The organism is Streptomyces sp. NPDC043176, from assembly GCF_056436715.1.
Genome location: NZ_JBWKCA010000029.1, coordinates 24,526 through 46,552 on the forward strand (window position 1 = coordinate 24,526; position 22,027 = coordinate 46,552).

Below are 22,027 nucleotides of genomic sequence, written 5' to 3' on the forward strand. Positions count from 1 at the left end.
AGGGCGCGAACAGCGAAGACGTTGCTTCAGAGGCAAGTTCGGAAGTCGCACCGGAGTCCCGCGGCCGGCGGAGGAACGCTAACACCGGGGTGGGGGAGGGCTGCCATCGGATTTCGACGAGGGGCGACCGGGTCGTACGGGGTTCGGTCGTCGGCCGTGTGGGGCGGGGCCGGGTCGTGCGGGGCGTGGCCGTCGGTCGTGCGGGGCGCGGCCCGGTCGTACGGGGTCCGGACTTCGGCTGTACGGGGTCCGGGCTTCGGCCGTACGGGATTCCGGCCTGGTCGTACGGGGCACCGGCCGGGTCCTGAGGGGGCGCCGTCCGGTTGTCGGTGGCGCCCGGCAGACTGGGGGCATGGCGAAGAAGCTGGGCGCGAAGCCCCGTATCGGACTCCTCGGCACCGGCCCCTGGGCGGCCCGGACGCACGCGCCCGCGCTGGCCGGACACACGGGCGTCGAGTTCGGCGGGGTGTGGGGGAGACGGCCCGAGGCGGCGGCGGAGCTCGCCGCGGCGTCGGGCACCCGGGCGTACGACGACGTGGACGCGCTCTTCGAGGAGTGCGACGCCGTCGCCCTGGCGCTCCCGCCGGACGTCCAGGCGCCGCTGGCGGTACGGGCCGCGGAGGCCGGCTGCCACGTGCTCCTGGACAAGCCGGTCGCCACGACGGTGGCCGGGGCCCGCGCGGTGACCGACGCGGTCGAGGCGGCCGGTGTCGCCTCGGTGGTCTTCTGCACGCTGCGGTTCGCGGAGCCGACGGCCCGCTGGGTCGAGGAGCGGGCGGCGGACGGCGGCTGGTTCCTGGGCGAGGCGCACTGGCTGGGCTCGCTCTACGGCCCCGGCTCCGCGAGCGCCTACGCGGCCTCCCCCTGGCGGCGGGAGAAGGGCGGCCTCTGGGACGTCGGCCCGCACGTCCTCTCGGTCTACCTGCCGATCCTCGGCGACGTCACGGAGATAACGGCCGTGCCGGGTCCGGGCGACACCCACCACCTGGTCCTGCGGCACGCGTCGGGCGCGAGCAGCACCGCCACGCTCACCCTCAGCGCCCCGCCGGAGGCGGCGGAGGCGGCCCTCACCCTGTACGGCACCGGGGGCCGCGCCGAACTGCCCCGCTGGGACGGTGCGCTGGACGCCTTCCGCGCCGCCGTCGACGCCCTCGTCACCGCGGCCCGCACCGGCGAACCGCACCCCTGCGACGCCCGCTTCGGCCTCCGGCTGACCGAGATCCTGACCGAGGCGGAGCGCCGTTCCGCCGACGGCCCCTGACCGCGCCCCTACAGCGCACCCGTACAGCGCACCCGCTCGTCCGGCCCGTTGCCGTTGCCGTTGCCGTTGCCGTTGCCGTTGCCGTTGCCGCTGCCGCTGCCGACCGGCCGGACCGGCGCGCCGCGCGCCCGCGCCTGTCCGGCCGGACCGGGGGATTGAGTCTCGGCCCGGCGTCGGCCCGGCTTCTCGACCCCGTCCCTTCCGGCCCCGTCCCTCCCAGGTCTCTCGTGATCCCACCGGTCCGACGCGTCACCCCCGAGCGCCGACCGCCTCCGCCAGCGCCGAGCACAGGGCGTCCAGGGCCGCGCCGTAGAGGCGTTCCGGCGGGGTGGCGTAGCCGACGACCAGGCCGTCCGGGTGGGCGGGGTCCGGGGCGTGGGGGTGGCGGTAGGCGGTCAGGCCCTCGACGGCGACCCCGTGGCGGGCCGCCGCGGCGAGCGCGGCGGTCTCGGTGCCGGCGGGAAGTCCGAGGACGGCGTGCAGCCCGGCGGCGATGCCCGTGACCCGTACGGTGGGTGCCCGTTCGGCGAGTGCGGTCACCAGCCGGTCGCGGCGCTGCCGGTGACGCCGGCGCATGCGGCGGACGTGCCGGTCGTAGGCGCCGGAGTCGAGGAAGGCGGCGAGGGTGAGCTGCTCGGTGGCGGAGGCGTACGGCTCGCGTTCGCCCTTCGCCGCGACGACGCCGTCCACGAGCGACGCGGGCAGGCACATCCAGCCGATCCGCAGCGCGGGCGAGAGGCTCTTGCTGACGGAGCCGAGGAGGACGGTCCGCTCGGGGTCGAGGCCCTGGACGGCGCCCACCGGCCGCCGGTCGTAGCGGAACTCGCCGTCGTAGTCGTCCTCCACGACGAGCCCGCCGGTACGCCGCGCCCATGCCAGGGCTCCGGACCGCCGCTCCGGGTCGAGCGGGCCGCCGGTGGGGAACTGATGGGCGGGCGTGAGCAGCACCGCGCCGGCCCCGGCCGGGATCTCCCCGACCCGCGCCCCCTTCTCGTCGACCGGCACGGGCAGCGTGCCCACCCCGGCCTCGGCGAGGAGCGCCCGGTGGAACGGCAGCCCGTACGCCTCGACGGCCCACGGCCCCGCGGGCCCCACGACCCGCGCGAGCAACCGCAGCGCGTGCGCGGCCCCCGAACAGATCACGATCCGCTCGGGGCAGGTCCGTACCCCTCGCACCCGGGCCAGATAGGCCGAGAGGGCCCTCCGCAGCTCCACCCGCCCGCGCGGATCACCGATCCCGAACGCCTCGTGCGGCGCCTCCGACCACGCCCGCCGCGCCGCCTCCAGCCACGCTCCACGCGGAAAGGCACCGGGGTCGGGCTTGCCCTGCACCAGGTCGTACGCGACCGCCGACGCGACGTCTCCGCCGGCTGCCGACGCCGACGCGACGTCTCCGCCGGCTGCCGACGCGACCCCTCCGACCGCTGCCGACGCGGCCTCGCCGACAGCCGCCGACGACCACGCGGCCTCGCCGGCCGCTCCGGCGCCGGCCGCACCGCTCACGGGCGTCCCGGAGCCGTCCCGGCGGGCGGTGAGCCAGGCCTCGGCGACTCCCTCCGCCACCCGTGTGCCGGAGCCCTGGCGGGCGGTGAGCCAGCCCTCGGCGACGAGCTCGGCGTAGGCGTCTGCGACGGTGTTGCGGGCGATGCCGAGGTCGGCGGCGAGGGAACGGTACGGCGGGAGCAGTGTCCCGGGGGCCAGCCGCCCGTCCTGGACGGCCTCGCGGAGCGCCCTGATGAGCGCGGCGCGCCGGCTCCCGCCGGAGGTGAGGTCCAGATGCAGATCGTTGCCGAGCACGACGTCGTGGCTCCGTGGGGATCCGTCTCAGCGGGACAGCGCGTCCCGCACGGCCTCTTCGGTGCGGCCGACGACGGCCGTGCCGTCCTCGGCGGTGATGATGGGCCGCTGGATCAGCTTGGGGTGCGCGGACAGCGCCTCGATCCACCGCTCCCGGTTCGCCGCGTCACGGGGCCATTCCTTCACGCCGAGCTCCTTGGCGACGGCCTCCTGGGTCCGCGTGATGTCCCACGGTTCGAGGCCGAGCCGTTCGAGGACCGCCCGGATCTCCTCGGGCTTCGGCACGTCCTCGAGATAGCGCCGGACGGTGTAGTCGGCGCCTTCCGCGTCGAGCAGGGTGAGGGCGCTGCGGCACTTGGAACAGGCGGGATTGATCCAGATCTCCATGCCCCACACGGTACCCCCCACGCCTCCCTCCACCACCCCCTAAACCCCATCTGGCCAGGGGCGATTGTCAGTGGGGGTCTCTAAAATAGGGGGTGAAGGTGAGGGTCCCGGGGAGGGCCCCCATCCCGCCGTTCGCCAGGAGGTAGCCCATGGCTCTCGCCGTGATCCGCACGCCGTCCATCGAACCCTGGAAGCCCCTCCAGCGGAAGCCCCTTCCCGCGGGCCGCCCCCGCGAGTGGTACGTCACGCACAACCGGCGACTCAAGGCCATGCGCCTCGCCATCGCCCTGCTCGACGCGGGCGTCTACCTCCCGTCGAAGGCCACCGACACGACCATACGCACCACCGCCGAGAGCATCGGCATCCACCCGCCCTCCGACACCACCTGCCGCATGGTCCGCGCCCTCATCCGCTACGGCCGCTGACCCCGGAGGGGCGCGGGCCCGCCCCGCCCGGGCCCCCCCCCCCCCCCCCCCCCCCCCGGGCCCGCCCCCCGGCGCCGGGGGGGGGGGGGGGCCGGCGGCGCGCGCCACTACGCCACCCCCCCCCCCCCCCCCACCCCCCGGGCCTTGGGGGCCCGCCCGCCCCGCCCGGGGGGGGGGGGGGGGGGGGGGGGGGGCCGGGGGGGGGGGGGCCCCCCCCGCCGCCGGATCCCGCCCGCTACCAGGCCACCGGCAGCCGTTCGGGGAGCCGCTTCATGAAGTTGGTGCGCCACACCAGCTGCTCGACCGGCACCGCGAGCCGCAGCTGCGGCAGCCGGTCGAGGAGCGTCTCCAGGGCGATCTCGGCGTGCCGCTTGCCGAGCGCCGTCGCCGGGCAGTAGTGCCGTCCGCCGCCGAAGGAGAGGTGCTCGGCGGCGTTCTCCCGGTCCGGCCGGAAGGCCAGCGGGTCGGGGAAGCGCTCCGGGTCGTGGTTGGCTGCCTCCACGAGCACCAGGACGAGTTCGCCGGCCCGCACCTCGACCTCGCCGAGCCGCACGTCCTCCAGGGCGAGCCGCGGCAGCCCGTCACCGATCGACAGGTTCACCCGCAGCAGTTCGTCCATGGCTCCGGCGACCCCCGGCGCGCCGCCGGCGGTCAGCGCCTCACGCACGTCCGGCCGGGTCAGCACCGACACCAGCGCCATCGTCAGGAAACCGGCGGTGGAGATCACCCCGGCTCCGAACAGGGTCACGCCCACCGTCGCCAGCATCTCGTCCGTCAGATGCGCGTATTCGGGATCCTCGCGCAGCGCCGCGAGCTCCGCCATCAGCCCGCCCGTCGCCGGATCGTCCAGGCGCTCGGTCATGTAGGCGATGTCGCGGTCCCAGTGGAGCCGGGCCGCCTCGATCTCGCGCGGTGCGTTCATGAAGGCCACGTCCAGGCTGCGCATCAGCCGCGGCCCGTCCTCCTCCGGGATGCCCAGCATCCGGCAGTGCAGCCCGGCCGAGTACGGATCGGCGTAGGCGCCCCGCAGCTCCGCGGGCGCCCCCTCGGTGACCAGCGCGTCCACCAGGCCCGCGGCCCGCGCACGCAGCCACTCCTCCAGGCCGGGCGCCTTCGGGTTGATCGCCTTCATGACGGCCTTGCGCAGCCCGGCCCCGGTGATGTTGCCCATGTTGTTCACCACGTGTGGCGGGATCGTCAGCGCGTACTGGCGGGGCGCTCCCGGCGCCGAGGTGTCCTTGAGGCTGAACCTGGGGTCCTCCAGGACCTGTCGGCACAGCTCGTACGAGGAGACCAGCCAGGCCTCGGCCCCGGCGATGGTGCGGACCTTGCGGACCGGTTCGGCGCGCAGCGCGTCGATCTCGGCGGGCAGCCGGGTCCCGTCCCAGTCGAAGGGGAAGGCCGGCGGAATCTTGACGGCGACGCTCATGGCGCGGCTCCTTCGACGGTGGTCGCGGTGTTCTCGGCGGGCGTCAGGATGCCGTGGCCCTGGTTGCGCGAGGCCCGGAGTCCGGACCCCCGCCCGTACAGCAGATCGGCCAGCGGCAGTGCCTGGTGGTAGCAGTTGAGCGAGGACGGCACGCCGAGGATCGCGGGGGTGTCCAGGAAGAGCGGCACCTCGGCGCAGATGTACGCCCGGCACACCTCCCGCTGCCGCTCGTCGGTCCGCTGTCCCGGCGCCAGCTTTCCGGCCAGGAAGATGCCGGTCAGGGCGTCGCAGGTCTCCCGTACCACCGGGTCCGCCGCCACCGCGTCGAGCACCGTGCGGTGCAGCTCGCGGTAGGCCGGGACGTCGCCGAACTCCGACATCCCGCGGGCCCGTAGCCGCAGCCCCGCGGGATCGGCCTCGGCCACGGCCGCCCCGACCTTCGCCCTCACCCCCCGCAGGTTCTTGACGGCCTTGCGCCGCGCCTCGTCGGCCCCGTATCCCAGCGCCTCGTACATGTCGGCGACATGCAGATCGGTGTAGACGAGATCGACCTGATCGAAGTGGTCCAAGCCCCAGCGCGTCAGCTCGCGCAGCCGCTGGGCGGTGAAATAACTGTTTCCCGGGGAGACGCCGATGACCACGTGCGCGCCCTCGTCGGCGATGACGCGGCAGTGATCGGTGTACGGCTGCAGTCGAAGTGTCTCCGCAGGGGCGAAAGCCGCCTGAGTCACGTAGGCAGTCCTCATCGCGCCAGCTAGTCCCAGCGGAGCCTTGTGCTCCGGGTGTGGCGGCAGCGACGACGACACGCTATCGGCCGGTTGCGCAGAGTGAACCCCCTACTCGCAGGTACGGTCGAGAGTTCGTCACCTGTTCGCACTCCTGTGATCTTGGCCGGAAACGGCGAGGCCCGCCGCCCCCTCGAAGGGGACGACGGGCCTCGGGAGAACCTCGCTCGCGCGGTACGGCTTAGAGGTCGAAGTAGAGCTCGAACTCGTGCGGGTGCGGGCGCAGCTGGATCGGGGCGATCTCGTGGGTGCGCTTGTAGTCGATCCAGGTCTCGATGAGGTCGGAGGTGAAGACACCGCCGGCCTGGAGGTACTCGTTGTCGTCCTCGAGGGCGTGGAGGACGGCCTCCAGGTTGGTCGGGACCTGCTGGACGTTGGCGTGCTCCTCGGGAGCGAGCTCGTACAGGTCCTTGTCGATCGGCTCCGCGGGCTCGATCTTGTTCTTGATGCCGTCGAGGCCCGCGAGGAGCAGCGCCGAGAAGGCGAGGTACGGGTTCGAGGACGGGTCCGGCGCGCGGAACTCGACGCGCTTGGCCTTCGGGTTCGAGCCGGTGATCGGGATGCGCATGGCGGCGGAGCGGTTGCGCTGCGAGTACACCATGTTGACCGGGGCCTCGAAGCCCGGGACCAGGCGGTGGTACGAGTTCACCGTCGGGTTGGTGAAGGCGAGCAGCGACGGGGCGTGCTTGAGGATGCCGCCGATGTAGTAGCGGGCGGTGTCCGAGAGGCCCGCGTAGCCGGTCTCGTCGTAGAACAGCGGGTCGCCGTTCGACCACAGCGACTGGTGGACGTGCATGCCCGAGCCGTTGTCGCCGAAGATCGGCTTCGGCATGAAGGTCGCGGTCTTGTTGTTGCGCCAGGCGACGTTCTTCACGATGTACTTGAAGAGCATCAGGTCGTCGGCCGCGGCGAGCAGCGTGTTGAACTTGTAGTTGATCTCCGCCTGGCCGGCGGTGCCGACCTCGTGGTGCTGGCGCTCGACCTGGAGGCCGACGTTCTCCAGCTCCAGGGAGATCTCGGAGCGCAGGTCGGCGAAGTGGTCGACCGGCGGGGCCGGGAAGTAGCCGCCCTTGTAGCGGACCTTGTAGCCGCGGTTGTTCTCCTCCGCACCGGTGTTCCAGGCGCCGGCCTCGGAGTCGATGTGGTAGAAGCCCTGGTTCGCGGAGGTCTCGAAGCGCACCGAGTCGAAGACGTAGAACTCCGCCTCGGGGCCGAAGTAGGCGGTGTCGGCGATGCCGGTGGAGGCGAGGTACGCCTCGGCCTTCTTCGCGATGTTGCGCGGGTCACGGCTGTACTGCTCGCCCGTGATCGGGTCGTGGATGAAGAAGTTGATGTTCAGCGTCTTGTCGCGGCGGAAGGGGTCCACGCGGGCCGTCGACAGGTCGGCGCGGAGCGCCATGTCGGACTCGTGGATCGCCTGGAAGCCGCGGATGGACGAGCCGTCGAAGGCGAGCTCCTCGGACGGGTCGAAGGCCGTCGCGGGGATCGTGAAGTGCTGCATCACGCCCGGAAGGTCGCAGAACCGGACGTCGACCATCTTGACGTCGTTGTCCTTGATGAACTTCTGGACCTCGTCGGCGTTCTGGAACCCGTGCTTCTCGGACATCCAACTCCTCCTACTCCCGGCCCGGGGAGGGGCGGGGTTGCAGCTGTCGTGCGGCCAGTGCGGTGGCACACGCTGGACCCGACCATAGGCAGCCGGGATTTCTCAAGCATGACCCATTTGTTTCGTCGAAGTTAACCGGGGTGGGTGCCGGTGCGCGTGCCGGAGTCGTACGCGTACCCGGGCGGAAGTGATCGAAAACGGGCGCAGTACCGTGGGCGGGTGGACAACAGGCAAGCACTCGGATCTTGGCTCTCCGGCCCGCGCGCGGCGGCCGAGGACGCAGGCGTCGACTTCGGCTACCGCGGTCAGCAGCTGGGGCTGCCGGAGGAGGGCCCCGGCTCGATCGCCCGCCCCGGGCGGCGGCTCGGCGCCCTGGCCGTCGACTGGGCCCTCTGCATGCTGATCGCATACGGCCTCGTCACCGACGGCTACAGCCAGGCGACGGGCAACTGGGCCCTCGGCATCCTCCTCGTGCTGAGCGTGCTCACGGTCGGCACGGTCGGCTCGACGCCCGGCAAGCGCCTCTTCGGCCTGCGGGTCGTCTCCGCGAGCGGCGGCCGGCTGGGACTGGGGCGCGTGGCGGTCCGGTCCCTCCTCGTCTGCCTCGCCCTCCCGGCCCTCATCTGGGACCGCGACGGCCGCGGCCTCCACGACCGCCTCTCCGGCGCCGTCCAGGTCCGTATCTGAACCATCCCCCCGTCGGGCCCCCGAGGGAGCCTTCCCCGTCACACCGCCGAGGAAGCCTCCTTCCCCGTCACTCCACGGGGAAGTCCCTGCCGCACACCGGCGGGGAAGCCTCCGTCGCACACCCACGGGGAAGCCCCCGCCCCATCGACGGGGAAGCCCCCGCCCCGCCCGCGAGGAAGCCCCCGTCACGCCTACGAGGAAGGCCCCGGACCAAGCGGTCCGGGGCCTTCCTCGTAGGGATCGTGGTGTCAGCGCGTCTTTCCGCCGCGCGGCATCCGCATGCCCTTCGGCATCGGGCCCTTGGGCAGCGGCATGTTGCTCATCAGGTCGCCCATCGCCCGCAGCCGGTCGTTGGCGACGGTCACCTGGGGGCCGGTGAGCACGCGGGGCATCTTGAGCATGGTCGTGCGGACCTTCTTGAGGGGCACCTGGCCCTCGCCGTCGCCGACGATGATGTCGTGCACCGGCACGTCCACCACGACGCGGCTCATCCGCTTCTTCTCGGCCGCCAGCAGGGTCTTGACCCGGTTCGGGTTGCCCTCGGCGACCAGCACGATGCCCGCCCGGCCGACCGCGCGGTGCACGACGTCCTGACTGCGGTTCATCGCGACCGCGGGGGTGGTGGTCCAGCCGCGTCCGACGTTCTGGAGCACCGCCGCGGCAGCGCCCGGCTGGCCTTCCATCTGTCCGAAGGCGGCGCGCTCGGCGCGCCGTCCGAACACGATGGCCGCCGCCAGGAGCGCCAGGACGAAGCCCAGGATGCCCAGATAGACCGGATGACCGATGAGGAAGCCGATCCCGAGGAGGACACCGAGTACGACGATGCCCACGCCCGCGACGACCAGACCGACCTTGGGGTCGGCCTTCCGGGTCATCTGGTACGTGAGGGCGATCTGCTTCAGTCGCCCTGGAGTCGCAGCGTCAGCGCTGCCCGTGTTTGCCTTCCTCGCCATGTCCTGAAGTTTACGTGGCCCGGGAGGTGCGGCCCGACGCGGCCTCCATCACATGCTGGGCCTCGACCCGGTCCTTGGCGCGGCGGCGGTCCTCCAGGACGGAGTTCCAGGCGTTGCGCCGGGCGGTGCGCTGTCCGGCGCCCAGGAGCAGGGCCTCCACGGCCTTCAGGGCGTCGGTGACGGACGGGATCGCGGTGACGCGGACGTGCGTCGATGCGGCCGGCATGTCGGGGTCCTCTCTCGATGGCGGGTGAGACGAGGTGGGGGGATGCGAGGGGGTGGTGGCGGTGAGTGAATCCAGGCTCACAGATCGGTGTTACCAGGGCGTGACCCGGTGGTCAAACACTGGTGAAACGTTGATGCGGCCAGTCGGGTCACCGGGAGAACGCCGATGCGGCCCGTACGCCCCCGCTGAGCTGCGGGGCCGTACGGGCCGCACCGGATTTGGCCACTACTGGCCGGTAACTACTTGTGCTCGGATTCACACGGGGCTCGGAAGCCCCGGGCGGCACCGGAGGAGCCGGGCCGGGACCTCAGACGGCCTGCGTGGCGTTGTCGACCGCGCCGCGCTTCTCGATCGCCTGCTGGAAGAGGCGTCCGGCGCGGTACGAGGAGCGGACCAGCGGGCCCGACATCACGCCGGAGAAGCCGATCTGGTCGGCCTCGTCCTTCAGCTCCACGAACTCCTGCGGCTTCACCCAGCGCTCCACGGGGTGGTGCCGGACGGAGGGACGCAGGTACTGGGTGATCGTGATGAGCTCGCACCCCGCGTCGTGCAGCTGCCGGAGCGCCTCGCTGACCTCCTCGCGGGTCTCGCCCATGCCGAGGATGAGGTTCGACTTCGTGACCAGACCGTAGTCGCGGGCCTGGGTGATGACGTCCAGGGAGCGCTCGTAGCGGAAGCCGGGACGGATCCGCTTGAAGATCCGCGGCACCGTCTCGACGTTGTGCGCGAAGACCTCGGGACGGGAGTCGAAGACCTCCGCCAGGAGCTCCGGCACCGCGTTGAAGTCGGGGGCGAGCAGCTCGACCTTGGTGCGGCCCTCGGCGCGCTCCGCCGTCTGCTGGTGGATCTGGCGCACGGTCTCCGCGTACAGCCAGGCGCCGCCGTCCTCCAGGTCGTCGCGCGCGACGCCGGTGATGGTGGCGTAGTTCAGGTCCATCGTGACGACCGACTCGCCCACCCGGCGCGGCTCGTCACGGTCCAGCGCCTCGGGCTTGCCGGTGTCGATCTGGCAGAAGTCGCAGCGCCGGGTGCACTGGTCACCGCCGATGAGGAAGGTGGCCTCGCGGTCCTCCCAGCACTCGAAGATGTTGGGACAGCCCGCCTCCTGGCAGACCGTGTGCAGGCCCTCGCTCTTCACGAGGCCCTGCATCTTCGTGTACTCCGGACCCATCTTCGCGCGGGTCTTGATCCACTCGGGCTTGCGCTCGATGGGGGTCTGGGCGTTCCGGACCTCCAGGCGCAGCATCTTGCGTCCGTCGGGGGCGACTGCGGACACATCGGCTCCTGTAGCTTCGATTCTTCGGCGCACACCAGGGTACGCCGTTGGTTCCCATGCCTTACTACGTCTGGCCAACCTCTGGCCAGGGCCCTGCATTCCTTCCGGTGGTCCTCAGGCCGAGGCCGGTTCCACCGGACGCTCGATCTCGCGGGGCTTCAGCTCCGCGTGCTCCAGGACCTCCCGCAGGTGGCGCTCCACGACCGGGAGCACCTCCTCGATCGTGATGTCACGGCCCAGCTCGTTGGCGAGCGAGGTCACGCCCGCGTCGCGGATGCCGCACGGGATGATCCGGTCGAACCAGGCGTTGTCGGGGTTCACGTTGAACGAGAAGCCGTGCATCGTGACGCCCTTGGCCACCCGGATGCCGATGGCGGCGAGCTTGCGGTCCTCGCGGCGCTGGCCGGCGTTGGACGGGGCGTACTCGGGGCCGTTCAGGCGCGGGTCGAACTCCTCGTCCGTCAGCCGCGGGTCGAAGTCGAGGGAGAGCCCGCCGAACGACGGCCGCTGCTCGACCGGGTCGCCGAGGACCCAGACGCCGCTGCGCCCCTCGACCCGCGTCGTCTCCACGCCGAACTCGGCGGCCGTGCGGATCAGGGCCTCCTCCAGGCGGCGGACGTGCGCGACGACGTCGACCGGGCGGGGCAGCTTCATGATCGGGTAGCCGACGAGCTGGCCGGGGCCGTGCCAGGTGATCTTGCCGCCGCGGTCCACGTCCACCACCGGCGTCCCGTCCAGGGGGCGCTCGTTCTCCGCCGTGCGCCGGCCGGCCGTGTAGACGGGCGGGTGCTCCAGGAGCAGGCAGGTGTCGTCGATCTCGTCGGCGAACCGCGCGGCGTGCACCTCGCGCTGCCGGTCCCAGGCCACCTGGTAGTCGACGGCCTCCGCGCCGAACCCGAGACGGACGAATCGCAGCTCACTCACGGCCATGCCTCCTCCTGGGTGCCGTGGTCCGGGGACCGGGGATCATCCCGGGCCGGAACGGCACCATGCGTCATTCGCGCCCCTGCCACTGTACGGCGGCGACGCGGACACCCCTCCGGCAGGTGACCGGGGCCACCTACGTCAGCGATGCCGTCAATCCTCACACGATCGGATGAATGTGGGGCGAAGGTGGCGGTACGGGCCTTGGAGACCGCTAAATTCACGCCGTTCCATGAGGGTCCGACGGGGCTGCCGCCCGGACCCGGAAGGCAGGAGACCGCACAGCTGATGACGGAACGACCACCGCAGCGCATCCCGAACCGCCAGCTCGCCGCGCTCATCGCCGAAGCCGGGTTCTCCAACGCGGGCCTCGCCAGACGGGTCGACCAGCTCGGTCTCGAACACGGCCTCGACCTGCGGTACGACAAGACCTCCGTGACCCGCTGGCTCCGCGGACAGCAGCCGCGCGGCACCACCCCCGCCCTCATCGCCGAGGTCTTCACCCGCCGCCTCGGCCGCCGGCTCTCCGCCCAGGACCTCGGCCTCGACGCCTGCGCACCCGTCTACGCGGGCCTGGAGTTCGCCGCCACCCCCGAAGAGGCCGTCGACATCGTCAGCGGCCTGTGGCGCAAGGACTCCGGCAGCCACGCCGAACTCCGCAAGATCGCCTTCACCCCGGCGGGCCTCGTCGTCCCCAGCCGCGACTGGCTGATCGGCCGCGCCGACGACCGGGTGGCCCGCGGGGAACCCGCCCCGGCCGCCCCCCGGCCCCCCGCCGGCCCGCCGCCGCACGACCTCCGCGTCCCGCCCCAGGGCCGCTTCTCCGTACCCCGCCAGCGCGGTACGGACCGGGGGCCGGGCCAGCGGGTCTCCAGCGGCGACATCGCCGCGCTCCGCTCCGTCGCCGAACTCTTCCGCACCCTCGACCACGCCTACGGCGGCGGCCACGCCCGCCAGGCGCTCGTCCGCTACCTGGAGCACGAGGCCGAGCCGATGCTGCGCGGCACCTACGGCGAGTCCGTCGGCCGCCGCCTCTTCGCCGCCGCCGCCGACCTCACCCGGCTCGCCGGCTGGACGTCGTACGACATCGCCGCCCACGGCCTCGCCCAGCGCTACTTCGTCCAGGCGCTGCGCCTCGCCCAGGCGGCCGGTGACCGGGCCTACGGCTCGTACGTGCTCCTCACCATGAGCTGCCAGGCCGTCTACCTCGGCCACGGACGCGAGGCCGTGCAGCTCGCCCGGGTCGCCCAGCAGGGCGTCGGTCCCGCCGCGCCCCCCGTCGTCCAGGCGATGCTGCACGCCATCGAGGCGCGGGGACACGCCGTCCTCGGCGAGGCCCGCGCGTGCAGCGCCTCCCTCGTCCGGGCCGAACGCGCCCTCGAAGCGGCCCGGCCCGGCGACGAGGTCCCCTACTGGGCCCGGATGTTCGACGAGGCCCAGCTCGCCGACGAACTCGGCCACTGCCACCGCGACCTCCAGCAGTACCGGCCCGCCGCGCAGCACGCCGAACGCGCCCTCCAGCTCCGCGCCCCCGGCTTCGCCCGCAGCCGCCTCTTCTGCCGGGTCGTCCTCGCCACCTCCCGGCTCGCCCTCGGCGAACTCGACCAGGCCTGCGCGCTGGGCGCCGAGGCGGCGCAGCAGGCCTCCGAGATGCGGTCCGCCCGTGCCGTCGAGTACGTCCGCGACTTCGAGCGCCGCCTTGAGCCCTACCGGGACGCCGCCCCCGCCCGCACCTACCGCGACCGCGTAGCCGCCCTGGGCTGACGCCCGCCGTCCGGCCCCTCCGCCCCCCCGCCCGGCGCCCGCGCCCGGGTCCTGCACCGCGTGCGGCCGGTGCCCGCGCGCCACCGTATGGACCCGCGCCCGCCCCGGCCCGGGTGGGCCCGCGCCCGCCACGCACCCGCCGTGTGGGCGTGCCGCCCCACGAGCCCGCGCCTGCCCGCCCGTGTGGGCCTGCGCCCCCGCCCGCGTGGGCTCGCGTTCCGCCGGGCGGCCGTGCCGCCCCGCGGGTCCGGCGCCCGCGTCCAGCCGGGCGGCTGTGCCGCCCCGCGGGTCCGGTGCCCGCGCCCCCGCTCTGCGTGGGCCTGCGCCCGCCCCGCCCGCCGTGTGGGCCTGCGCCCGCCCGTGTGGGCCCGCCGCCCGCCCCGCTCTGCGTGGGCGCTTGCGTCCACCACCCATCCACCTGCCGTGTGGGCAATCGTCCCGCTGGGCGGGACGGGTGGGCACACGGGACGGCGCCCTTTGCCGGGCCCAGGTTTTCCGTGCCTGAGCGGTGCGCCGGAGGTGCGGCGCCGTCGTGGGGTTGTGCCCACCCGTTCCGCCCCGCGGAACGCCTGCCCACAACCCCGGGGGCACGGGGAAGATGCCGTCCACAACCCGGGGGCGCAGGGTGGGTGCGGCCCACAACCCCGGGGCGCAGGGTGGGCACGGCCCACAACCCGGGGGCGCAGGGTGGGCGCGGCCCACAACCCCGGGGGCGCAGGGGCGCGGATGCCGCCCACGGGCCGGGGGCGGGTAGGGGTGCTCGCCACGACCCGGGGCGGGAGTGCCGCCCGCCGCCCGGGGCGGGTGGGTGCCCGCCACGCCCCAGGGCGCGGGGGTGCGCGCGGGCCCACGACCCACGACCCAGGGCGCGCGGGCCCACGACCCGGAGCGCGGGGGTGCGCGCGGGCCCACGATCCGGGACGCGAGAGGCGGGTGCCGCCTACGACCCGGGGGCGGGTGGGTGCCCGCCCACGGCCCGGGACGCGAGGGGGCCGGGTGCCGCCCATGGCCCGGGGCGGGGCACCCGGGGGGTCAGGCGGCTCGGGGGGTGTGGAGGGGGAGGCCGAGGTCGGTGAGGAGGGCGTCGGCGGCGCGGTGGGCGGAGGAGAGGGCGCCGCGGACGGTCCCGGAGGAGCGGTGGTCGCCGCAGACGTAGAGGCCGGCGAGGAGGCGGACGGAGCGGCCGGTGTCGTGCGGCGGTGGCATGGCGGGGACGGCGTGGGGGGTGTGGTGGAGGGCGAGGAGCTCCCACTCGTCGGTGGACGTGCCGTACAACGTGGCGAGGTGCTTGCGGACGCGCCGCTCGGTGTCGTCCGGCGGCGTACCGAGCACCGTCGAGGTGACGAGGGCCCGCCCGGCGGGGGCGCGGCTCGGGTCGACCGCGCTCATCACGGCGGTGTGGGCGACGGGCCCGCCCGGGTCGGATTCGAGGATCAGGGTCGGGTCCGCGGTGGGCGCCGACGGCGCGGTGTGGTGCAGGACCGTGACCGGGTGGAAGGCGGGCGTCCGCAGGCCGGGCAGCAGCTCGGCGGCCGACCGGGCACCGGTGGCGAGGATCATGGAGCGGCAGCCGAACACGCCGTGGTCCGCCGTCGTGACCCGGGAGACGGACGCCTCGGTGACCCGGACGCCGGTTCGGACGGTCCCGGGCGGCAGCGCGGCGGCGAGCCGCTCCGGGAGCGCCGCCGAACCGCCCTCGGGCGCGGAGAGCCGGCCCCGGGCGAAGGCGCGGAGCGCGAGGTCCGCCTGGCGGCTCGACGTGCCGAGGTCCGGGTCCGCGAGGAGCGCCGCGAGCAGGGGCCGCAGCACTCCCTGGACGGTCCGGGCGGGCAGCCGCGCGGTCAGCGCCTCCCGGGCGGTCCGGTCCGGGCGGGCGAGCAGCCGCTGCGTCGGGGTCGCGGCGAGCCGGACGAGGGAGGCGCCGAGCCGCGCCTGGTCGAGCGAGGCGGCCGGATGCCGGGGGGCGCTCGCGAGGGCGCGCGCCACGCTGAACGCTCCCCCCACGCTCCGGTGGCCTCCGGTCCGTACCCCGGCGGGGGTCCGCCGGGGGTGCGGTGCGCCCCATCGCGCGTACCGGCCGTCGGTGTGCACGAGCACCCCGGGGCCGAAGGGGCGGAGCGCGAGGCCTTCGAGCCCCGGCATCGCCCGCAGTTGCTCGTACGACAGGGTGAGCAGGGGGCCCACGCGGTCCAGCAGGAAGCCGTCGACGTCGTCGGTCGCCAGCCGGCCCCCGATCCGCGGCTCCGCCTCCAGGACGGCGACGGAGAGTCCGGCGCCGGTCAGCCGGTGGGCGGCCGCGAGCCCCGCGATGCCGGCTCCCACGATCACGACGTCGACGGTCTCCACGACGTCCGTACGCTGTGCGGTCCTTGCGCTGTCTGTGCTGCTGAGCACGTGCCCCTCCCCAGGTCGGCGCGGACGGTGGGAGGCCTATGCCCCCAACGGGCCTCCGGAATGCCCGAGTTCGCCGTTCGGGTCGAGCCTAGGCAGCGCTCCCACGCCTGCCAGCCGCGCGCACCGGGGTGCCTGCGGCACGGGGGAGCACAGGGGCGTGCGGCCGAGGCGCACGGGGACCGCCGCCACCGCGGACCCCTCTCGCGCGGGGGTACGGCCACGGGGGCCGCGGGCTGCGGTCGCCGGTGCCGCACGGGCGCGCCCGCCCGGCCGCCCGGCGGCCGCGCCGGGGCAGGCCGACGTACGGGCGTCCGGCGGCACGAGCCGTGGTTCCGGGGCCCCTCGGGTCAGCCGGTCGCCGCGCGGATGGAGTCGTCGATGGTGGGGAAGGCGAAGTCGAAGCCGGACTCCAACAGGCGGGCGGGAAGCACCCGCTGACTGCCCAGCACGTCCTGGGCGAAGTCGCCCAGGACGACCTTGAGGGCCGCGGCGGGGACGGTGCAGAACGTCGGGCGGCGCAGGACGCGGCCCATCGCGGCGGTGACCTCGCGGTTGGTGACCGGGTCGGGGGCCGTGAGGTTCACCGGGCCGGTGACGGAGGGGGTGTCGACGAGGTGGCGGAGGGCGGCGACCTCGTCGTGGAGGGAGATGTAGGACCAGTACTGGCGGCCGTCGCCCATCCGCCCGCCGAGCCCGGCGCGGAAGAGGGGGAACAGCCGCCCCCAGGCGCCCCCCTCGCGCGCCACGACCAGGCCCGTGCGGGCGTAGGTGACACGGATGCCGGCCTCTTCGGCGGGGGCCGCGGCGGCCTCCCACTCGACGCACACGGACGGCAGGAAGCCGGTGCCGGCGGGCGCGCTCTCGTCGACGGCGCGGTCGCCGGTGTCCCCGTACCAGCCGAGCGCCGTGCCGCAGACGAGGCTCTCCGGCGGGTCCGCGAGGGAGGCGAGGGCCTGGGAGATCGCCGTCGTGCCGAGCACGCGGCTGTCCCGGATCTCCTGCTTGTACGCCTCGGTCCAGCGGCGCTCGCCGACCCCGGCGCCCGCGAGGTGGACGACGGAGTCGACGCCGACGAGCCCGGCGGCGTCGACGTACAGCCGCCCGGGGTCCCACTCGACCTCGTCGGCGGTCCGGGCAGGGCGGCGGACGAGGCGGAGGACGTCGTGGCCGTCGGCGCGCAGGGAGCGGACGAGGGCGGAGCCGATGAGCCCGGAGGCGCCGGTGACGGCGACACGCTTGCGGGTTGCGGAACGCTGCATGGTCACCATCCTGCCCTTCCCGCCCGGTGGGTGGCACAGTGGCCGTCATGATCGTGCCGGAGACGCAGATACGTGCCGCGGGACCCGACGACGAGGACGTCCTCGCCGCCCTCGACCGGGCGGCCTGGTCCACCCTCCACGCCGTGCAGCCCGCCCCGGCGGAGCCGTACGCGCCCTTCTTCGACGAGCGTCACCCGCCGGGGGACTACCTGGTCGCGGTGCGCGGGGAGGCGCTCGTCGGCTACGTGCGGGTGGTCGCGCCGACCCCGCTCGCCGCCAACGCCCACGTCCGGCAGATCCAGGGCCTGGTCGTCGCCGGGTCCGCCCGGGGGCGGGGGGTCGCCAGGGCGCTCCTGCGGGCCGCGATGGACCGGGCCAGGGAGGACGGGGCCCTCCGGATCACGCTGCGCGTGCTCGGCCACAACGCGCCGGCCCGCGCGCTCTACGCTTCCGAGGGCTTCGCCGTCGAGGGCGTGCTGCCGGGGGAGTTCCTCCTCGACGGGGAGTACGTGGACGACGTCCTCATGGGCCGGTCCCTCATGCGCTGACGCCCGGGCCGAACAGCCTCATCCCGCCCGTCAGTTCGCGCAGACACCGGACCGCGAGGGCGGCCGGGGACGCCTCCGTCTCCGGCGTCGCCCCCGCGTCCGGCGGGGCCCCGGCGTCCGGCGGGCCCACGGCGTCCGGTGCCGTGTCCGCCTCCGCCCAGCTCTCCAGTGCGATGCGGATGGCGTCCGTGGCCGCCGCGGCCGCGAGCCGTACCTCCAGCGGGTCCGCGCCCGGTCCGGCGAGCGCGGCGACGACCTCGCGGAGGCGTTCCTCGGACTCCTGGTTGACGCGGTACCAGACGGCGCGGAGGGCGGGGTCCTCGGCGGCGGCGCGCAGCAGCCCGCGCGTCCAGCGCAGGCCCTCGGCGGCGGCGTCGTCCGCGGGGGTGAGCGACGCGGCGATCGAGCGTTCCAGGAGCTGCGGGAGGCCGGCCCCCGGCTCGGGGCCGGCCGCCGCGAGCTGCTCGCGCCAGCGGTCGGCGCCGCCCGCGAGGAGGGGGGCCACGGCGTCCTGCTTGGAGCGGAAGTAGCGGTAGAAGGTGCGCAGGGCGACCCCGGCCCGGTGGGCGATGTCCTCGGCCGTGGTGCCGTCGGGACCGCGCTCGGTGAAGAGCTCGGCGGCGGCACGCGCGATGTCCAGCTGGGTGGCGGCCTTGCGGCGCTCCGTCAGCGACGGGGAGGGGGGCTTGGTGCTCACCGTACGAAGCGTACGCCCGCGGCCGCCGGAAGTGCACGAAATGCAGGTATGGCAAAACGTGCCACTTGGGCGTACGGTGGCGGCGTTCCACCGCGTGCTTGACATCGAGAGGTTGCCGCCATGAACCAGCTGACCCGTTACGAAGGACGCCGCGTCCTCATCACCGGCGGTGGCTCCGGCATCGGCCAGGCCACCGTCCTGCGCATGCTGGCGGAGGGCGGCCGGGTCGTCGCCGCCGACATCAGCGAGGACGGCCTCAAGGACACCGTCGCCAAGGCCGGCGATGCCGCCGACCGCCTCACCACCGTCGTCCTGGACGTCGCCGACGAGGACTCCGTACGGGCCGGCGTCGCCGCCGCCGTCGAGGCGCTCGGCGGCCTGGACGTCCTGGTCAACGCGGCCGGCATCCTGCGCTCCTCGCACACCCACGAGACGAGCCTCGACTCCTTCGAGCAGGTGATCCGGATCAACCTCACCGGCACCTTCCTCGTGATCCGCGAGGCGATCCCCGCACTCCTCGCGGGTGACGGCTCCGCCGTCGTGAACTTCTCCTCCACCTCCGCGATGTTCGCCCACCCCTACATGTCCGCCTACGCGGCCAGCAAGGGCGGCATCCAGTCCATGACCCACGCGCTGGCCGCCGAGTACGCCGGGCAGGGCATCCGCTTCACCGCCGTCCAGCCCGGCTCCATCTCCTCCGGCATGACCGACGGCACCGGCGCCAGCCGTCAGAGCGTCGGCCCCGGCCTGCCGGAGGACACCGACTTCTCCCTCTTCGCGAAGCTCGCGCCCGCCCTCGGCCAGGGCTTCGCCGGCCCGGAGACCGTCGCCGGCGTCGTCGCGATGCTCGCGAGCGAGGACGGGAAGTTCATCACCGGCACCGAGGTCCGCATCGACGGCGGCACCCACTTCTGAGGCCGCCCCGGCCCCGCGGGCGCGGATCCCGGGACCCCCTCCTCCGGGATCAGGGATCCGCCGCCCCGCCCCACCCCGTCGCGTGCCGCGCCCGACGCGTCCGGGGGCGGCGGCCGCCCCCGGAGCCAGGACCCGCTACCCGGTCCCGAAGCGCTCCCACAGCCGGGGGAGACGCGCTGCCAGCGCGTCGTCGTCGAGCAGGTCCAGCGGCGGGCCGAGCGGTTCCTTGTCCGGCACGGGGAGCCCCAGCTCGGGGGTCTCGGCGCCGGTCAGCGCCTCGTACGCCTCGTCCGCCGCGAAGCCGATCTCCTCGCCGTCCCCGTCGATCTCGACGTCGAAGTCGCCGAGCAGGTCCGCGAGCGCGTCCGGATCGTGCACCGCCCCCTCGTACACCTCCCGGCCCTGGCCGATCAGCCAGCACCGGAACGAGTCGAAGGTCTCGTCGCCCGCCCCGTCGAACAGCACGGCCGCCGCGGCCCACAGGTCCCAGAGGTACGCGCGGTTGAAGCGGGCCTCGAAATGGCGCGCGTAGTCGAGCACGGAGTCGGGGTCCAGTCGCGTCAGCCGTTCCACGAGCAGATCGGCCTGCTCCTCGGGGTCGCCCTCGGCGTCCTCGCGGCTGGCGTCGATGATCTCCCAGAACTCGGTCTCGTCCATCACGGGACCAGCATCCTGCCCCGGCGAGTGCGACGCACCCGGAAAGTCCGAAATGAATCCGGACAGAGGATGTCGTGATTTCCTGGCAGCGTGGGCACCATGACGACTGAGACCACTGAGACCACACCACTGCGAGGACGGATCTGCCTGGTCGCGGGGGCCACCCGGGGCGCCGGACGCGCGATCGCCGTCCAGCTCGGTGCCGCCGGAGCCACCGTCTACGTCACCGGACGCACCACCCGCGAACGGCTGAGTGAGGTCGGCCGGGCGACCGAGACCATCGAGGAGACCGCCGAACTGGTGACGGCGGCCGGCGGGGAGGGCATCGCCGTCCCCACCGACCACCTGGAGCCCGGACAGGTCCAGGCCCTGATCGAGCGGATCGACCGCGAGCAGGGGCGCCTCGACGTCCTCGTCAACGACGTCTGGGGCGGCGAGCACCTGATCACCTTCGGCCGGAAGACCTGGGAGAACGACCTCACGGGCGGCCTCCGGATGCTCGAACTCGGGGTGCGGACGCACGCCATCACCTCGCACACCGCCCTGCCGCTGCTGATCCGCCACCGGGGCGGACTGGTCGTCGAGGTCACCGACGGCACCGCCGAGTACAACGGCACCCGCTTCCGCGAGAACCTCTTCTACGACCTGGCCAAGAACGCCCCCCTGCGGATGGCCTTCGGCCTCGGCAAGGAGCTGGAGGAGTACGGCGGCACCGCTGTCGCCCTCACCCCGGGCTGGCTCCGGTCCGAGCAGATGCTGGCCACCTTCGGCGTCACCGAGGAGAACTGGCGCGACGCCCTCGCCGACACCCCCGACTTCGCGATCTCCGAGTCCCCGGTCTACGTGGGCCGGGCCGTCGCCGCCCTCGCCGCCGACCCCGACCGGCACCGCTGGAACGGCCGGTCGACCTCCAGCGCGGAGCTCGCCGGCGCGTACGGCTTCACCGACGCGGACGGATCACAGCCGGACGCCTTCGGCTTCATCATCGCGAGCGAGACGGGAAAACCGGACCCCGCCGACTACCGATAGGCCGCTCCCCGGAGGCCCCGGGCCGCCCCCGCGCCGGGCGTCAGTCGTACAGCGCGGCGAGGCCCCGTGCCGCGTCGGCGAAGCGCTCGCGCAGGGAGGCGGGGGACAGCACCTCGGCGTCCGGGCCGAGGGCGAGCAGCTGGGACAGGGCGACCTCCTCGCTCTCGACCGGGAGCGTCGCGGTCAACCGGCCCGCCGCGTCCCGCGTTCCGGCCGCGACGGCCTCCTCGGCGGCCGCGCGGTCGGTGACGTACGGCAGCCTGCGGGCTCCCGCCTCCGTGAGCCGTACGACGACCTCGGCGCGCAGGATCGAGCGGGCGAACTCCGCGGCCCGCTCGGCCCAGAAGGCCGACAGGTCGAAGGTCTCGTCGCGGACGAAGCGCTCCCCGGTGAGGGCGACCGCCGTGAAGCGGTCCATCCGGTAGGTGCGGAAGGCCGTGTCGGAGCGCGCGCACAGGTACCAGACGCCCGCCTTCAGGACGAGCCCGTACGGGGCGAGGTCCCGCTCCACCTCGCGGTCGCCGCGCCGGTAGCGGGCCGCGAGCATCCGGTCGTCCCAGACGGCCTCCGCGACCGGCGGCAGCAACTCGGGGGCCTCCGGCTCCTGGTACCAGCCGGGCGCGTCGAGCAGGAACCGCTGCGCCGCGCTCTCGGGCGCGTCGCGCAGCGAGGGCAGCAGCGCCGCGGTGACCTTCAGACGGGCCGCCGAGGCCGCGTCGTCCAGGCCCATGTCCCGCAGCGCGCCCGGCAGTCCGGACAGGAACAGCGCCTCGGCCTCACCGCGCCCCAGGCCCGTCAGTCGCGTGCGGTAGCCGCCGACCAGCCGGTACCCGCCGGCCCGGCCCCGGTCCGCGTACACCGGCACCCCGGCCTCGGACAGCGCCAGCGCGTCCCGGCTGACGGTGCGCTCCGACACGTCCAGCTCGGCGGCCAGTTCGGCCGCCGTCATCGACGGGCGGGACTGGAGCAGCAGGACCAACTTGATGAGGCGGGCGGCACGCATGACTC

At 74.3% G+C, this 22,027-nt stretch carries 21 protein-coding genes; 7 read left to right on the forward strand and 14 right to left on the reverse strand.

All coding sequences use genetic code 11. The features are described 5' to 3' along the window. Window positions 1-352: 352 nt before the first annotated feature. A complete protein-coding gene (locus AC067A_RS32950; RefSeq protein WP_479246658.1) occupies window positions 353-1,261 on the forward strand; it encodes a Gfo/Idh/MocA family protein in 909 nt (302 codons plus the stop codon). A gap of 249 nt (window positions 1,262-1,510) precedes the next feature. Here the strand turns inward: AC067A_RS32950 and pdxR are convergent, their stop codons facing one another. Beyond that, window positions 1,511-3,058: a MocR-like pyridoxine biosynthesis transcription factor PdxR gene (pdxR, locus tag AC067A_RS32955; protein WP_479246660.1), complete on the reverse strand. Its 1,548-nt coding sequence runs from the start codon at window positions 3,056-3,058 to the stop codon at window positions 1,511-1,513. Window positions 3,059-3,085: 27 nt separating this feature from the next. Further along, on the reverse strand, window positions 3,086-3,445 hold the full coding sequence (locus AC067A_RS32960; protein WP_479246662.1) for an ArsC/Spx/MgsR family protein: 360 nt from the start codon (window positions 3,443-3,445) through the stop codon (window positions 3,086-3,088). Between the two features lie 149 nt (window positions 3,446-3,594). On the opposite strand from AC067A_RS32960, the gene AC067A_RS32965 reads away from it, so the two are divergent. Further along, complete coding sequence (locus AC067A_RS32965; RefSeq protein WP_386249172.1) at window positions 3,595-3,870, forward strand: hypothetical protein; 276 nt, start codon at window positions 3,595-3,597, stop codon at window positions 3,868-3,870. Between the two features lie 235 nt (window positions 3,871-4,105). On the opposite strand, the gene AC067A_RS32970 is transcribed toward AC067A_RS32965, so the two are convergent. The 3 genes from AC067A_RS32970 to glnA form a co-directional block, all read right to left on the reverse strand. After that, window positions 4,106-5,299, reverse strand: a complete 1,194-nt coding sequence (locus AC067A_RS32970) for a cytochrome P450 (protein WP_479246665.1) — start codon at window positions 5,297-5,299, stop codon at window positions 4,106-4,108. Next, window positions 5,296-6,030 carry a cyclodityrosine synthase gene (locus AC067A_RS32975; protein ID WP_479246667.1) on the reverse strand — a complete coding sequence of 245 codons (735 nt, stop codon included), beginning with the start codon at window positions 6,028-6,030 and terminating at the stop codon, window positions 5,296-5,298. Before AC067A_RS32975 ends, AC067A_RS32970 begins: the two co-directional genes overlap by 4 nt. A gap of 235 nt (window positions 6,031-6,265) precedes the next feature. Continuing rightward, entirely contained in the window at window positions 6,266-7,690 is a 1,425-nt protein-coding gene (glnA, locus tag AC067A_RS32980; RefSeq protein WP_367825117.1) for a type I glutamate--ammonia ligase, read from the reverse strand. Between the two features lie 219 nt (window positions 7,691-7,909). Between glnA and AC067A_RS32985 the strand changes: the two genes are divergently transcribed. Further along, window positions 7,910-8,377, forward strand: a complete 468-nt coding sequence (locus AC067A_RS32985) for an RDD family protein (protein WP_479246669.1) — start codon at window positions 7,910-7,912, stop codon at window positions 8,375-8,377. A gap of 248 nt (window positions 8,378-8,625) precedes the next feature. Here the strand turns inward: AC067A_RS32985 and AC067A_RS32990 are convergent, their stop codons facing one another. The 4 genes from AC067A_RS32990 to lipB form a co-directional block, all read right to left on the reverse strand. After that, complete coding sequence (locus AC067A_RS32990; RefSeq protein ID WP_479246671.1) at window positions 8,626-9,330, reverse strand: DUF4191 domain-containing protein; 705 nt, start codon at window positions 9,328-9,330, stop codon at window positions 8,626-8,628. A 10-nt stretch (window positions 9,331-9,340) separates the two neighbouring features. Continuing rightward, window positions 9,341-9,556, reverse strand: a complete 216-nt coding sequence (locus tag AC067A_RS32995; RefSeq protein WP_017238898.1) for an SCO2195 family GlnR-regulated protein — start codon at window positions 9,554-9,556, stop codon at window positions 9,341-9,343. Between the two features lie 307 nt (window positions 9,557-9,863). Then, window positions 9,864-10,832, reverse strand: a complete 969-nt coding sequence (gene lipA, locus AC067A_RS33000; protein ID WP_479246673.1) for a lipoyl synthase — start codon at window positions 10,830-10,832, stop codon at window positions 9,864-9,866. Window positions 10,833-10,946: 114 nt separating this feature from the next. Beyond that, the gene (gene lipB / locus AC067A_RS33005) at window positions 10,947-11,756 is read right to left on the reverse strand and encodes a lipoyl(octanoyl) transferase LipB (protein WP_479246675.1); all 810 of its coding nucleotides are present in this window, start codon (window positions 11,754-11,756) and stop codon (window positions 10,947-10,949) included. A 288-nt stretch (window positions 11,757-12,044) separates the two neighbouring features. Between lipB and AC067A_RS33010 the strand changes: the two genes are divergently transcribed. Continuing rightward, window positions 12,045-13,520, forward strand: coding sequence for a regulator (locus tag AC067A_RS33010; protein WP_479246677.1), 1,476 nt, complete (start codon window positions 12,045-12,047; stop codon window positions 13,518-13,520). Window positions 13,521-14,552: 1,032 nt separating this feature from the next. Here AC067A_RS33010 and AC067A_RS33015 read toward each other — a convergent pair. Further along, window positions 14,553-15,914 (reverse strand): NAD(P)/FAD-dependent oxidoreductase, encoded by a 1,362-nt coding sequence (locus tag AC067A_RS33015; RefSeq protein WP_479246678.1) that lies wholly within the window; start codon window positions 15,912-15,914, stop codon window positions 14,553-14,555. A 347-nt stretch (window positions 15,915-16,261) separates the two neighbouring features. After that, entirely contained in the window at window positions 16,262-17,182 is a 921-nt protein-coding gene (locus AC067A_RS33020; RefSeq protein ID WP_479246680.1) for a TIGR01777 family oxidoreductase, read from the reverse strand. Between the two features lie 38 nt (window positions 17,183-17,220). Here AC067A_RS33020 and AC067A_RS33025 point away from each other — a divergent pair, with 38 nt between their 5' ends. Next, entirely contained in the window at window positions 17,221-17,721 is a 501-nt protein-coding gene (locus tag AC067A_RS33025; RefSeq protein WP_479246682.1) for an N-acetyltransferase family protein, read from the forward strand. On the opposite strand, the gene AC067A_RS33030 is transcribed toward AC067A_RS33025, so the two are convergent. Next, window positions 17,711-18,418: a TetR/AcrR family transcriptional regulator gene (locus AC067A_RS33030; RefSeq protein ID WP_479246683.1), complete on the reverse strand. Its 708-nt coding sequence runs from the start codon at window positions 18,416-18,418 to the stop codon at window positions 17,711-17,713. The two genes, AC067A_RS33025 and AC067A_RS33030, sit on opposite strands and share 11 nt — an antisense overlap. Window positions 18,419-18,538: 120 nt before the next feature. Here AC067A_RS33030 and AC067A_RS33035 point away from each other — a divergent pair, with 120 nt between their 5' ends. Beyond that, on the forward strand, window positions 18,539-19,333 hold the full coding sequence (locus tag AC067A_RS33035; protein WP_479246685.1) for an SDR family NAD(P)-dependent oxidoreductase: 795 nt from the start codon (window positions 18,539-18,541) through the stop codon (window positions 19,331-19,333). Window positions 19,334-19,468: 135 nt separating this feature from the next. Here AC067A_RS33035 and AC067A_RS33040 read toward each other — a convergent pair whose 3' ends face one another. Beyond that, the gene (locus AC067A_RS33040) at window positions 19,469-19,990 is read right to left on the reverse strand and encodes a DUF4240 domain-containing protein (protein WP_479246735.1); all 522 of its coding nucleotides are present in this window, start codon (window positions 19,988-19,990) and stop codon (window positions 19,469-19,471) included. Window positions 19,991-20,089: 99 nt separating this feature from the next. On the opposite strand from AC067A_RS33040, the gene AC067A_RS33045 reads away from it, so the two are divergent. Then, window positions 20,090-21,019: an SDR family oxidoreductase gene (locus AC067A_RS33045; protein WP_479246686.1), complete on the forward strand. Its 930-nt coding sequence runs from the start codon at window positions 20,090-20,092 to the stop codon at window positions 21,017-21,019. Between the two features lie 40 nt (window positions 21,020-21,059). Here AC067A_RS33045 and AC067A_RS33050 read toward each other — a convergent pair whose 3' ends face one another. Next, window positions 21,060-22,022 carry a helix-turn-helix transcriptional regulator gene (locus tag AC067A_RS33050; RefSeq protein WP_479246688.1) on the reverse strand — a complete coding sequence of 321 codons (963 nt, stop codon included), beginning with the start codon at window positions 22,020-22,022 and terminating at the stop codon, window positions 21,060-21,062. Window positions 22,023-22,027: the final 5 nt, after the last annotated feature.

What these genes read in the sequence shown, in the direction of transcription:
- AC067A_RS32950 (WP_479246658.1), top strand. Translation starts at nt 353, where the DNA reads ATGGCGAAGAAGCTGGGCGCGAAGCCCCGTATCGGACTCCTCGGCACC.
- AC067A_RS33035 (WP_479246685.1), top strand. Translation starts at nt 18,539, where the DNA reads ATGAACCAGCTGACCCGTTACGAAGGACGCCGCGTCCTCATCACCGGC.
- AC067A_RS33025 (WP_479246682.1), top strand. Translation starts at nt 17,221, where the DNA reads ATGATCGTGCCGGAGACGCAGATACGTGCCGCGGGACCCGACGACGAG.
- AC067A_RS33045 (WP_479246686.1), top strand. Translation starts at nt 20,090, where the DNA reads ATGACGACTGAGACCACTGAGACCACACCACTGCGAGGACGGATCTGC.
- AC067A_RS33020 (WP_479246680.1), bottom strand. Translation starts at nt 17,182, where the DNA reads ATGGTGACCATGCAGCGTTCCGCAACCCGCAAGCGTGTCGCCGTCACC.
- AC067A_RS32970 (WP_479246665.1), bottom strand. Translation starts at nt 5,299, where the DNA reads ATGAGCGTCGCCGTCAAGATTCCGCCGGCCTTCCCCTTCGACTGGGAC.
- AC067A_RS33050 (WP_479246688.1), bottom strand. Translation starts at nt 22,022, where the DNA reads ATGCGTGCCGCCCGCCTCATCAAGTTGGTCCTGCTGCTCCAGTCCCGC.
- AC067A_RS32960 (WP_479246662.1), bottom strand. Translation starts at nt 3,445, where the DNA reads ATGGAGATCTGGATCAATCCCGCCTGTTCCAAGTGCCGCAGCGCCCTC.
- AC067A_RS32990 (WP_479246671.1), bottom strand. Translation starts at nt 9,330, where the DNA reads ATGGCGAGGAAGGCAAACACGGGCAGCGCTGACGCTGCGACTCCAGGG.
- AC067A_RS32965 (WP_386249172.1), top strand. Translation starts at nt 3,595, where the DNA reads ATGGCTCTCGCCGTGATCCGCACGCCGTCCATCGAACCCTGGAAGCCC.
- AC067A_RS33010 (WP_479246677.1), top strand. Translation starts at nt 12,045, where the DNA reads ATGACGGAACGACCACCGCAGCGCATCCCGAACCGCCAGCTCGCCGCG.
- AC067A_RS32995 (WP_017238898.1), bottom strand. Translation starts at nt 9,556, where the DNA reads ATGCCGGCCGCATCGACGCACGTCCGCGTCACCGCGATCCCGTCCGTC.
- AC067A_RS33040 (WP_479246735.1), bottom strand. Translation starts at nt 19,990, where the DNA reads ATGGACGAGACCGAGTTCTGGGAGATCATCGACGCCAGCCGCGAGGAC.
- glnA (WP_367825117.1), bottom strand. Translation starts at nt 7,690, where the DNA reads ATGTCCGAGAAGCACGGGTTCCAGAACGCCGACGAGGTCCAGAAGTTC.